The sequence below is a fragment of the Streptomyces phyllanthi genome (genome assembly GCF_009377205.1).
In the GTDB taxonomy this organism is placed as follows: Bacteria; Actinomycetota; Actinomycetes; order Streptomycetales; family Streptomycetaceae; genus Streptomyces; species Streptomyces phyllanthi.
Window position 1 is genome coordinate 18,333 of sequence record NZ_VJZE01000070.1, and the last position, 11,858, is coordinate 30,190.

9 protein-coding genes are annotated in these 11,858 nt (G+C 71.3%); 5 read left to right on the forward strand and 4 right to left on the reverse strand.

The annotated features are described in order from the left end of the window. Positions 1-14: 14 nt before the first annotated feature. Positions 15-1,103, reverse strand: coding sequence for a uroporphyrinogen decarboxylase (gene hemE, locus FNH04_RS13205; RefSeq protein WP_322722998.1), 1,089 nt, complete (start codon positions 1,101-1,103; stop codon positions 15-17). 162 nt (positions 1,104-1,265) lie between these two features. On the opposite strand from hemE, the gene FNH04_RS13210 reads away from it, so the two are divergent. From FNH04_RS13210 to FNH04_RS13220, 3 genes are all read left to right on the forward strand, one after another. Next, positions 1,266-1,934, forward strand: a complete 669-nt coding sequence (locus FNH04_RS13210; RefSeq protein WP_152783704.1) for a DUF3000 domain-containing protein — start codon at positions 1,266-1,268, stop codon at positions 1,932-1,934. A gap of 1,314 nt (positions 1,935-3,248) precedes the next feature. Then, on the forward strand, positions 3,249-3,911 hold the full coding sequence (locus FNH04_RS13215; RefSeq protein WP_030041211.1) for a response regulator transcription factor: 663 nt from the start codon (positions 3,249-3,251) through the stop codon (positions 3,909-3,911). Positions 3,912-4,117: 206 nt separating this feature from the next. Continuing rightward, positions 4,118-5,404, forward strand: coding sequence for an HRDC domain-containing protein (locus tag FNH04_RS13220; protein WP_322722999.1), 1,287 nt, complete (start codon positions 4,118-4,120; stop codon positions 5,402-5,404). 55 nt (positions 5,405-5,459) lie between these two features. On the opposite strand, the gene FNH04_RS13225 is transcribed toward FNH04_RS13220, so the two are convergent. From FNH04_RS13225 to FNH04_RS13235, 3 genes are read right to left on the reverse strand one after another with little or no spacing between them, the layout of a single operon-like run. Continuing rightward, a complete protein-coding gene (locus FNH04_RS13225) occupies positions 5,460-6,290 on the reverse strand; it encodes a carbohydrate ABC transporter permease (protein ID WP_152783706.1) in 831 nt (276 codons plus the stop codon). Then, positions 6,287-7,234 (reverse strand): carbohydrate ABC transporter permease, encoded by a 948-nt coding sequence (locus FNH04_RS13230; RefSeq protein ID WP_152783708.1) that lies wholly within the window; start codon positions 7,232-7,234, stop codon positions 6,287-6,289. Before FNH04_RS13230 ends, FNH04_RS13225 begins: the two co-directional genes overlap by 4 nt. Next, positions 7,234-8,550 (reverse strand): ABC transporter substrate-binding protein, encoded by a 1,317-nt coding sequence (locus FNH04_RS13235; RefSeq protein ID WP_152783710.1) that lies wholly within the window; start codon positions 8,548-8,550, stop codon positions 7,234-7,236. The genes FNH04_RS13230 and FNH04_RS13235 overlap by 1 nt, the downstream gene beginning before the upstream one ends. Positions 8,551-8,713: 163 nt before the next feature. Between FNH04_RS13235 and FNH04_RS13240 the strand changes: the two genes are divergently transcribed. Both FNH04_RS13240 and FNH04_RS13245 read left to right on the forward strand, forming a co-directional pair. Continuing rightward, positions 8,714-11,149 (forward strand): glycoside hydrolase family 2 protein, encoded by a 2,436-nt coding sequence (locus FNH04_RS13240; protein WP_152783712.1) that lies wholly within the window; start codon positions 8,714-8,716, stop codon positions 11,147-11,149. Continuing rightward, positions 11,146-11,858 (forward strand): LacI family DNA-binding transcriptional regulator (locus FNH04_RS13245; protein WP_152783714.1); only part of this gene is annotated, 713 nt, incomplete at its 3' end. The genes FNH04_RS13240 and FNH04_RS13245, both read left to right, overlap by 4 nt.

Below are 11,858 nucleotides of genomic sequence, written 5' to 3' on the forward strand. Positions count from 1 at the left end.
TCCGCCGGACAGGCTCAATACGTCCGGCGCTCGGTTCGGGTGTGGACGTAGTCGACGAGCCGGGTCAGGGCGTCGGGGTCCGTGGCGGGCATGACGCCGTGGCCCAGGTTGAAGATGTGGCCTTCGAGCCCCGTGGCCGCGTCGAGCACGTCGCGCGTCCTGGCCTCCACCGCCTCCTGGGTAGAGAAGAGGACCGTCGGGTCGAGGTTGCCCTGGAGCGCCTTGCCGGGGCCGACGCGGCGGGCGGCCTCGTCGAGGGGGACGCGCCAGTCGACGCCGACGACGTCCGCGCCGGCCTCGCCCATGAGGTGCAGCAGCTCGCCGGTGCCGACGCCGAAGTGGATGCGCGGGACGCCGTACCCCTTGACGGCCTCGAAGACCTTGGCGGACGCGGGCATGACCGAGCGCCGGTAGTCGGCGGGTGCGAGGGCGCCCACCCACGAGTCGAAGAGCTGCACCGCGCTCGCGCCCGCTTCGATCTGCACCTTGAGGAACGCGGCGGTGATGTCGGCGAGCCGGTCGAGCAGGTCGGCCCACAGCTGCGGGTCGCCGTACATGATCGCCTTGGCGTTCTCGTACGTCCGCGAAGGGCCGCCCTCGACGAGATAGCTCGCCAGGGTGAAGGGGGCGCCCGCGAAGCCGATGAGCGGGGTCTCGCCGAGCTCGGCGGTGAGCAGACCGATGGCCTCGGTGACGTAGGTGACGTCCTCGGGGGTCAGATCGCGCAGCCGGGCGAGGTCGGCGCGGCTGCGGATCGGGTTCTCGACGACCGGGCCGACGCCGGGCTTGATGTCGAGGTCGATACCGATGGCCTTGAGCGGGACCACGATGTCGCTGAAGAAGATCGCCGCGTCCACGTTGTGCCGCCGTACCGGCTGGAGCGTGATCTCCGTGACCAGCTCCGGGCGCATGCACGACTCCAGCATCGGGATGCCCTCGCGCACCTTGCGGTACTCGGGGAGGGAGCGCCCGGCCTGCCGCATGAACCACACCGGCGTGTGCGGGACGGGCTCGCGCCTGCACGCCTTGAGGAAGGCTGATTCCCTGACTGCGTCGCGCGGGGTGGTCGGCTGGGGGCCCGAGGGGCTGGCGTTGGCACTCACGACGGAAAGTCTCGCACGATCGGCACCGCCCCTGATTCCGGGTACCGCCGCTTCCCGGGAACGGTGTGTGAGCCGAAGGGGCGCGCACCGTAGGCGGACCGAGCCCCAAAAAGGGGATGTCTCTCCCTGCGCTCGGGCTCCGTTCCCCTTACTCTTCCCCGCATGGCTGCGGCACAGGGACGACTGTCGGACGGCGCTGGCGGAATGGACGACGCGGAGGAGGGGGACCGGGATGCGATGGAGGCGGCTCCGCTGCCGTTCCGCGCGGCCGTCGAGGCGCTGAGGGCCGCACGGCTGCGGCCGGAGATCGATATCGAGCCCACACGCGCGCCCCAGCGGCTCGCCCCGTACGCGTTCGCCCTGGAGGCCTCGGTCCTCGACGGCGACGAGGACCTGGCGGACGGCCGCCTGATCCTCCTGCACGATCCGGCGGGGCACGAGGCCTGGGAGGGATCCTTCCGTCTGGTCACGCTGATCCGGGCCGAGCTGGAACCGGAGATGGCCACCGACCCGCTGCTCCCCGAGGTCTGCTGGGCGTGGCTGACGGGGGCGTTCCAGTCCCGCGGACTGGCGTACGGCGAACCGAGCGGCACCGTCACGCGGGCGAGTTCCCACTACTTCGGCGGCCTCGCGACGCGCCCGGCCGCCTCCCAGATCGAGATCCGGGCCTCCTGGAGCCCGCGCGACGGCCTCGGCGGCGTCCCCGACACTGCCTCGCACCTCGCCGCCTGGTGCGACCTGCTCTCCCAGATCGCGGGCCTGCCCCCCGCGGTACCGGGCGACGCGTCCGTGGTGACGCTCCCCCAGCGGCGGGGTCCGCAGTCGCGCTAGCCGGACACAGCACGCGACGGGCCCCGCCGACCCATTCACCCCACGGCCGGGGCCCGTCGGCGTGCCGGGGCCGTTGGCATGCCGGGGGCCGTCGGCATGCCGGGGGCCCACCGGTGGCCGCGGGGCCCACCGGCGCCGTGGGGGCCACGGGCAAGCACGGCCCAGGACCACATCCGCAAGCCAGCAGCGGCCCGCCGTGAGCGGGGCCGCGCCGCGGACGGCACGGGGGCACGCAGGACGGCACGGGGGCCCGCCAGCGAGCCCCGACGCCCGGCACGGCCGCCCCAGCGGGCACAGCCAGAGCCGCGTCCACGAGCGGGGCAGCGGCCGCGCGCGGCAGGGCGCCGTACCGGCGGACACAGCCGACCACAAGGCAAGCCCGGCGCGGGAACCACCGGCGAAGCCGCCACACAGGCACGGCCCGAGCCAGATCCCCCACACAGCACCGTCAGCGAGCAACGGGCCGCACCGGCAAGCCACCCGAGACCACAGCCGCAAGCCCGGCGCGAGAACCACCGCGCTCGCCGCTACCCGCCCGCAGGGCGCCACACCGGCGGACACAGCCGACCACAAGGCAAGCCCGGCGCGGGAACCGCCGACGAGGCCGCCACGCAAGAACGGCCAAAGCCACACCCCCACACACAGCGGTCCGTCAGCAAGCGGAGGGCCGCACCGGCAAGCCACCCGAGACCACAGCCGCAAGCCCGGCGCGAGAACCACCGCGCTCGCCGCTACCCGCCCGCAGGGCGCCACACCGGCGGACACAGCTCCGCAGGCGAGCCCGAAACAGGGGACCGCCCGAGGCACCGATACCCCCGGCACGACCGCCCCGCGGCACAGCCCGAGCCGCGTCCGGGAGCACGGCAGCGGCAGCGGCCCGTCCGCCTACGCGCGGCGCAACCGCTCGACGCCCCGCACGACCACACCCGGCACCCCAGCACCGCCGCCCCTCGGCACGACCAGGGCGCCATCGAAACCGCAGGAGCCCGTCAGCGCGTGCGGTGCCGCGCACTCCCCCGGCGCCCTCCACCCACGGTTTCGGCGCGATCATGCCACCTGTCGCTCGCGTCACCCTTTTGCCGCTGACTCTTTGTCGATACGGCCACTTTCGGACCCGTATCGACGCGGAGCGACCCCGTTCGATCCCTGGATGATCGACAGCGTGTCCGAATTGCACGGATTGTTACTCACCAAATCGTGATCACTTCCTAAAGAAGCACGCGCCGGGTGCCGAAGACGACTGTGACCTTGAAAGCACGGTTCGTCCCGTTCACCCCCCACGAGCCGGCCCCGTCCCGCACCCCAGGAGGCCTGGTGTCCGTTCTCCTCGAGCAGCCCGCAAGCCTGGTCGCCTACCGCCCGAACAAGCCGACCGCGATGGTGGTCGTGGCCGATCCCCGCGTCCGCTCCACCGTCACCCGCCATCTGTGGGCGCTCGGTGTTCGCGACGTCATCGAGGCCTCGTCCGTCGCGGAGGCTCGTCCCCGCATCGGCAACCCCCGCGACATCTGCGTCGCCGACGTCCACCTGCCGGATGGCTCCGGCCTCACACTCCTGTCCGAAACCCGCGCCGCGGGCTGGCCCAACGGCCTCGCCCTCTCCGCCGCGGACGACATCGGCGCCGTCCGCAACGCCCTCGCCGGCGGCGTGAAAGGGTATGTCGTCACCGGCACGCGAACCAATATCGGGCTCCCCACCCGACCGGGCGCCGCCCCCATCGGCGCCGCCGCAGCCCGTATGCACCGCCGCCCCCCGGGTGCCCCGAGCCACCCGGGCGGCTACCGCGAGCTGTCGGGCCGTGAGGTCGAGGTGCTGCGCCTGGTCGCCGAGGGCCAGTCCAACAAGGCCATCGGCGTCTCGATGGGCCTGTCCGCACTCACCGTCAAGAGCCACCTCGCCCGAATCGCCCGCAAGCTGGGCACGGGTGACCGCGCCGGGATGGTGGCGGTGGCCCTGCGCACGGGGATCATCCACTGAGCACCGCCGGACGGGAACACGGGGCAGGGGTGCGCGACAAGTGCCCCGGCCCGGCACGGGAATCGAGCGGTTCCGTCCCACCGGACGAGCCCGCTGACACGTGTGACTCGTGCACGTCTGGCACATGACCGATTTACGACCCTCGGACGCCCGTCGGCGGAACGTTCCGCCGACGGGCGTCGTCCATACACGGATACTCTTGACAGGTGACCGACGCCCAAGAGACCGCAGCAGACAGCTCACTGCGAACCACCGGAGGCGCCCCTCCGGACGACGGCGGATCTTCTGAGGGGGCGCCGATCCCTTTGCTGGAGCCTCAGGACGGCATTCCGCCCGTGATCGCCGACGACGCCTCGCTCGCCGAGGTGATCGCCGCGTTCGCCGCCGGTTCCGGCCCCGTCGCCGTCGACGCCGAACGCGCGTCCGGGTACCGATACGGCCAGCGCGCCTATCTGGTGCAGATGCGCCGTGAGGGTGCCGGTACCGCGCTCATCGACCCCGTGGCCTGCCCCGATCTGTCGGGCTTCGGCGAGGCGATCTCCGGAGTGGAGTGGGTGCTGCACGCGGCCACCCAGGACCTGCCCTGCCTGCGCGAGATAGGCATGGTTCCGACGCGGATCTTCGACACCGAGCTGGCCGGGCGCCTCGCCGGGTTCCCCCGGGTCGGCCTCGGCGCGATGGTCGAGGGCGTCCTCGGCTACGTCCTGGAGAAGGGCCACTCCGCCGTCGACTGGTCCACCCGCCCGCTGCCCGAGCCGTGGCTGCGGTACGCGGCCCTCGACGTCGAACTGCTGGTCGACCTGCGGGACGCGCTGGAGAAGGAGCTGGACCGGCAGGGGAAGCTGGAGTGGGCCCGGCAGGAGTTCGACGCGATCACCTCGGCGCCGCCGCCCGAGCCGCGCAAGGACCCCTGGCGCCGTACGTCGGGAATGCACAAGGTGCGGCGACGCCGGCAGATGGCCGTCGTGCGGGAGCTGTGGGAGGCCCGGGACCGTATCGCGCGGCGCCGGGACGTGTCACCGGGCAAGGTGCTCAGTGACGCGGCCATCGTCGAGGCCGCTCTGGGCCTGCCGGCCAACGTGCACGCGCTCGCCTCGCTGAACGGCTTCGGGCACCGCATGGGGAGGCGCCAGCTGGAGCAGTGGCAGGCCGCGGTCGACCGGGCGAAGGCCCTGCCGGACGCGCAACTGCCGCAGCCCGGGCAGCCGGTGACCGGGCCTCCGCCGCCGCGGGCCTGGGCCGACAAGGATCCGGCCGCCGCGGCCCGGCTGTCCGCGGCGCGGGCCGCCGTGTCGGCGCTGGCCGAGCAGCTGAACATGCCTCAGGAGAACCTGATCACTCCGGACACCGTGCGGCGGCTGTGCTGGGAGCCTCCGGCGGTTGCGGACGCGGGCTCGGTGGGGGTCGCGCTGGCCGGGTACGGGGCTCGGCCGTGGCAGGTCGAGCAGGTGACCCCGGTGCTGGTGGGAGCGCTTTCCGTCAAGGGTTCGTAGCCGTCGTACGAGGGTGCGCCCCTTTCGGGGGCGCGGCCCCCGCCGACCGGTCACCTCACTTCGTCGCCCCCCTCATGAACCCGTTGTAGATGTACCGCTGCAGGAACAGGAACACGACCAGCGTCGGCACGATGACGAGGACCGCGCCCGCCGAGATGACCTCCCAGTGGGCGCTGAAGGGGCCCTTGAAGCGAAAAAGGGACGTCGAAATCACGCCAAGATCTTCGGAGGGCATGTAGAGGAAGGGGATGTAGAAGTCGTTGTAGACGGTGATCCCCTTCACGATCACCACCGTGGCGATCGCGGGCCTGAGCAGCGGGAAGATGATCTTCCGGTAGATGGTGAAGGCGTTGGCACCGTCCAGGCGGGCCGATTCGTCCAGCGAGACCGGGATCGACCGTACGAACTGCAGGAAGATGTAGATCGACACGATGTCCGTGCCCATGTAGAGCACGATCGGCGCCCATAGCGAATCGAACATGCCGAAGCTGTTGACGATCTGGAAGGTCGCCACCTGGGTGGTCACGCCGGGCACGAGCGCGGCGACCAGGAAGAGCGCCACCACCAGCTTCCGGAAGCGGAAGGTGAAGCGGTCGATGGCGTAGGCCGTCATCGAGCCGATGAGGACGGTCCCCGCGATGGCGACCAGCAGGATGACGGCCGTGTTGGCGAACGCCGAGAGCATCCGGCCGTCCTGGAACGCCGTCATGTAGTTGCCGAGGTTGAGCAGGTCGTCGGGGAGCGAGAGCGCTCCGCCGTCGTTCGCCATCTCCTTCGAGGACTTCAGGGAGATCAGGAAGACGACGCCGAGCGGGAGCAGGACGACCGCGGCGGCGCCGATCAGCGACAGGTACACCAGGGTGCGGGCCACGGTGCGGCGGGTCATACGGGCTCCACCTTGTCGTCGGGGACGAGGCGCCGCTGCACCCAGGTCACCGCCAGGATGATCAGCAGCAGCACGACCGCGGCCGCCGAGGCGAGCCCCGTCTTGTTGAACTGGAAGGCGAGCTTCACCGTCTGGATCACGAAGGTCTCGGTGCCGGTGGCGCCGCCGGTCATGATGTACGGGATCTCGAAGACCGACAGCGAGCCGGAGACGGACAGGATCACGGTCAGGCTCAGTACGGGCTTGATGCTCGGCGCGATGAGGTGGCGGAACTGGTGCCAGCGGTTCGCGCCGTCCAGTTCGGCCGCCTCGTACAACTCCCCCGGGACGGACTGGATCGCGCCCAGGAAGAGGACGAAGTTCAGGCCCGTGTAGCGCCAGACGGACACCCCGGCGAGGGAGATGTTCGCGGAGGCCGGAGTGCCCAGCCAGGCGTGGTCCGGCTCGTACCCGAACAGGCCCAGCACCGAGTCGAGGGTGCCGCCGTCCTGGAAGAAGTAGAGGAAGACGAGACCGATCGCGACCCCGTTGATCAGGTACGGGAAGAAGAGCACGCCCTTGAAGAAGTTCCGGAAGCGGACGTTGAAGCTGAGGACCGTGGCGAAGTAGAGCGCGAGGCCGATCTGCACCACCGAGGCGGCGAGGTAGTAGCCGCTGACCAGGAAGACCTGGAAGAGCTCCGCCCGCGTGAAGATGTCGGCGTAGTTCCCGACGCCGGTGTAGTGGAGTTCGGGGCTGACGCCGTCCCAGTCGGTGAGGCTGTACGCGACCATGTTGGCGACCGGCGCGTACGTGAAGGTGATCAGCAGGGCGAGCGGGGCGGCCAGGAAGAGCCACGGGGTGAGCCGCTGCCACACGCGCACCTTCCGCGGGGGCCCGGACGTCTCGGCGGCCGGTGGCGCGGTCTTCGTCGGCCGCGCCACCTTCTCCGTCGTGGGCGTCATCAGGACCCCAGGGACTTTTCCGCCTCGGTCCAGCGTTCGCCGAGGCCGTCGAGGAAGTCGCCGAGGTCGCCGTCCTTGGCGCCGCGGGCGATGTCGACGAGGTCCTGGCGGTACTCGGGCCCGTAGATGCCGACCTCCGAGGCGTTGTCGATCTCCTTGACCAGTCCGCCCTTGCTGTCGTCGACCTCGATGAGCTTCACCCCGGCGTCCTCGTACGGCTTCAGCACCTCGGGCAGCGGGGCGTCCTTGAGCGGGGACATGGCCAGGTTGTCGTCCGCGTAGGTGGACTTGTCGGTGAACCAGTCGATCCAGGCGCGGGCGGCCTCCTTGTGCGGGGAGTGGACGTTCACCGCCTGGTTGTAGTCGGGCGCCACGACCGCGCAGAAGGTGCCGTCCACCTGGGCGGGGAACGGCATGAACCCGATGTCGTCGGGGTCGGCCCCGGCCTTCTCGGCGGCCTGCTGGAACTGGATGATCGCCCAGGTGCCGAGCCACTGCGTGGCGATCTCGCCCTTCGCCAGCCGGGGCTTGGACTCCTCCCAGTTGGTGGTCGTCGGGTCCTTCTCGGCCAGGCCCTGGTCCACGATGTCGTACAGGAGCCGGTCGGCGACGCGCAGGTCGGCGCCCTCGGCCCACGGGTTGCCCTCGGCCATCTTCGCGGTGGCCTGGGTGTCGCAGTGCACCGAGCCGTTGACGTACGTCCAGGAGGTCAGCGGCCACCCGGCCTTGAAGTTGGTGTAGTACGGGATCGCGTCCGTCCGGGACTTGATGGCCTTCAGGGCGGTGAGGAACTCGTCCGGGGTGGTGGGCCAGTCGGTGATGCCGGCCTCCCGCCAGACCCGCTTGTTGTAGAGGAAGCCGGGCATTCCACCGTTCGTGGTCTGGCCGTAGACCTTGCCGTCGACCGTCGTGAAGTCGGTGAAGCGGTACTTCTTGCCGCGCTCGGCCGCCGTGCCCAGCGAGGCGAAGAACTTCGGGTAGTCGTTCTTCTTGATGACGGCCGGGATCATGAGGACATCGCCGTAGTTCTCCGTGTTCATACGGATCTTGACCTCGGCCTCGTAGTCGGTGATGGCGTCGAACTTCACCGTGACCTTCGGGTAGGTCTTCTTGAACTCGTCGGCGTACTTCTGCATCGTGCCGTCCTGCACGATGTCGGTCCGCGGGGTGAGGACCGTGATGGTTCCGGTCACCTTCGACGGGTCGTCGGGGGCCTTGGCGTCCGCGCCCTTCGACGTGCCTCCGCTGCCCGTGCAGCCCGCGGCCATGAGCGCGGCGGCCAGCAGCGTTCCGACGATCGTTCTGCGGTGGTTCATGTGCACCAGCTCCGTTCGGGGACGGATGAGCACGAGTGGGTTGGCTGGTTCGGCACTCTGACAGCCCCGAACTGAACCGGTAAAGTCCCTATTTCGCCAAGGGTGTCGAAATATTTCGCATCCCACTTTCGGATGATGGGCTGGACCGGTTTAGGGAGTGCGCATGCTGGAGGCCACACCGCTCACCGAGGGATGGACCCTGCGGCACGACGGCCGGGCGCTGCCGGCCGCGGTACCGGGCTGTGTGCATACCGACCTGCTGGCGGCGGGCGTGATCCCGGACCCCTTCCTCGGGCGGAACGAGACCGAGGTGGCGTGGGTGGGGCGCCGGGAGTGGACGTACGAGTCCGACCTCGCGGCCGCCTCCGGGCACGAGCAGACCGATCTCGTCTTCGAGGGCCTCGACACGGCCGCCGAGATCCTGCTGGACGGCCGGCTCCTGGGCCGGGTACGGAACATGCACCGCTCGTACCGCTTCGACGTGACCGGCGTGAGCGGCCGGCTCGCGGTGCGCTTCGCCTCCGCGTACACCGAGGCCGAGGCGGTGCGGCAGCGGCTCGGCGACCGGCCGAACGCGTACGCCGAGCCCTTCCCGTACCTCCGCAAGATGGCCTGCTCCTTCGGCTGGGACTGGGGGCCCACGCTGGTCACGGCCGGGATCTGGCGGCCGGTGCGCCTGGAGCACTGGTCGACGGCGCGGATCGCCCGGGTGCGCCCGCTGGTGACCGTCGAGGGCGGGCCGGGGAGGGTCGAGCTGGCCGTCGACGTCGAGCGGACCCGGGTCGAGGCGGATCTGACGCTGGAGGCGCGGATCGGTGACGTACGGGCGCGCGCGGAGATCGACGGGACCAGCGGGACCGTACGGCTGGAGGTGCCGGACCCCGACCTGTGGTGGCCGCGGGGATACGGGCGGCAGCCGCTGTACGACGTCGAGTTGACGCTCGGCCACAACGGCTCGGCCCTCGACGTGTGGCGGCGGCGCATCGGGTTCCGGAGCGTGGAGCTGGACCGGAGCGCGGACGAGCACGGCACCGGTTTCACGCTGGCCGTCAACGGGACGCGGCTCTTCGCGCGCGGGGTCAACTGGATCCCGGACGACGTGTTCCCGTCCCGGATCACCCGCGAGCGCTACCGCGAGCGGCTCACCCAGGCGGCCGACGCGGGCGTGGACCTCGTAAGGGTCTGGGGCGGCGGGATCTACGAGAGCGAGGACTTCTACGAGGCGTGCGACGAGCTGGGGCTGCTGGTCTGGCAGGACTTCCCGTTCGCGTGCGCGGCCTACCCCGAGGAGCAGCCGCTGCGGGGCGAGGTGGAGGCCGAGGCGCGCGAGAACGTCGTACGGCTGATGCCGCACCCGTCGCTCGTGCTGTGGAACGGCAACAACGAGAACCTGTGGGGCTTCCGGGACTGGGGCTGGGAGGAACGGCTCGCCGGGGACTCGTGGGGCGAGGGGTACTACCTGGGCGTGCTGCCGCGTGTCGTGGCCGAGCTGGACCCGACGCGGCCGTACACGGCGGGCAGCCCCTGGTCCGGGTCCTGGGACCACCACCCGAACGCCCCGGCGCACGGTACGCACCACTCGTGGGAGGTGTGGAACCGGGAGGACTACGCGGAGTACCGCGGATACGTGCCGCGCTTCGTGGCCGAGTTCGGCTGGCAGGCGCCGCCCGCGTACGCGACGCTGCGGCGCGCCCTGCCCGGCGAGGAGCTCGCCCCCCACTCCCCCGGCATGCTGCACCACCAAAAGGCCGCCGACGGCAACGGGAAGCTCCAGCGGGGGCTCGCCCGCCACTTCGCCGTACCCCAGGAGGGCTTCTCCGCGCGGGACTTCGACCGCTGGCACTATCTGACGCAGGTCAACCAGGCCCGGGCGATCGCCGCCGGGATCGAGCACTGGCGGTCGCACTGGCCCGTGTGCGCGGGCACGATCGTGTGGCAGCTCAACGACTGCTGGCCGGTGACCTCGTGGGCCGCCGTCGACGGCGACGGACGGCCCAAGCCGCTGTACCACGAGCTGAGGCGGCTGTACGCGGACCGGCTGCTCACGCTGCAGGCAGGGGACGGCGGGGGGCTGGTGCTGGCGGCGGTGAACCAGGCGGGCGAGGACTGGGCCGCCGTCCTCAGGCTGCGGCGGATGTCCGTGGACGGCACGGTGGTGGCCGAGACGGACAGGGCGCTGTCGGCCGCCGCACGGACGGTCGCCCGCCTCGGTGTGCCGCCCGAGCTGGAGCCCGTGGGTCCCAAGGAGTTCCTGGTCGCCGACGCATGGGGGTCCCCCACGAGTGGAGGCGAAGCCGAGAGCGGGGGAGGACTGCGCGCGCTGCACTTTCCGGTGCCGGACCGCGAAGTGCCGTATCCGCGACCGGAGTTCGACGTCACCGTGGCGCCGGGCGCAGTGACCGTGACGGCCCGTACGCTCGTACGGGATCTGCTGCTCCAGGCCGACCGGCTGGCCCCGGAGGCACGGGCCGACACCGGGCTCGTCACCCTGCTGCCCGGCGAGCGGGTCACCATGGGCGTACGCGGCTGGAAGGCTTCCGGCGATTCCGCCGCGGAAGCCGCCCGATCCGCCCTGTACTGCGTGGAGCCGACCCGATGACGACCCCCTCCACCCCGCCGGCCCCCCGGGTCACCATCAAGGACGTCGCCGCGCGCGCCGGGGTGTCCAAGGGGGCGGTGTCGCTGGCCTTCAACCACAAGCCGGGGCTGTCCGACGCCACCCGGGACCGGATCTTCACGGCGGCTCGCGAGCTGGGGTGGGCGCCGAACCTGACCGCGCGCTCGCTGTCCAGTCAGCGGGTGGACGTGGTGGGGCTCGCGATCTGCCGGCCGGCGAGGCTGCTCGGCCTCGAACCGTTCTACATGGAGTTCGTCTCCGGGGTGGAGAGCGTGCTGACCGAGCGCTCGTGCTCGCTGCTGCTGCGGCTGGTGCGGAACCTGGAGGAGGAGGTGGGGCTTCAGGACGCGTGGTGGCGCGGGAAGCAGGTCAGTGGCTCGATCCTCGTCGACTTCCGCGCGGATGATCCCCGGGTGGCGGCGGTGGAGCGGCTCGGTATGCCGGTCGTGGCCGTCGGCCACCCGTCCCTCACCGGCGGCCTCACCTCCGTGTGGACCGACGACGCCACCGCCGTGACCGAGGCCGTGCGGTATCTGGCCGCGCTCGGGCACCGGCGGATCGCCCGGGTGGGGGGCGCTGCGGCCTTCGGGCACACGTCCATCCGTACGGCCGCCTTCGACGAGGCGGCGAGGGCGCTGACGCTGGCCGGGGCATGGCAGGTGGCGACGGACTTCTCGGGGGAGGCGGGGGC

Bases quoted from the DNA above. Each gene is read 5' to 3' on its own strand.
- FNH04_RS13210 (WP_152783704.1), top strand. From the start codon at position 1,266: ATGGCTGCGGCACAGGGACGACTGTCGGACGGCGCTGGCGGAATGGAC.
- FNH04_RS13225 (WP_152783706.1), bottom strand. From the start codon at position 6,290: ATGACCCGCCGCACCGTGGCCCGCACCCTGGTGTACCTGTCGCTGATC.
- FNH04_RS13230 (WP_152783708.1), bottom strand. From the start codon at position 7,234: ATGACGCCCACGACGGAGAAGGTGGCGCGGCCGACGAAGACCGCGCCA.
- FNH04_RS13235 (WP_152783710.1), bottom strand. From the start codon at position 8,550: ATGAACCACCGCAGAACGATCGTCGGAACGCTGCTGGCCGCCGCGCTC.
- FNH04_RS13240 (WP_152783712.1), top strand. From the start codon at position 8,714: ATGCTGGAGGCCACACCGCTCACCGAGGGATGGACCCTGCGGCACGAC.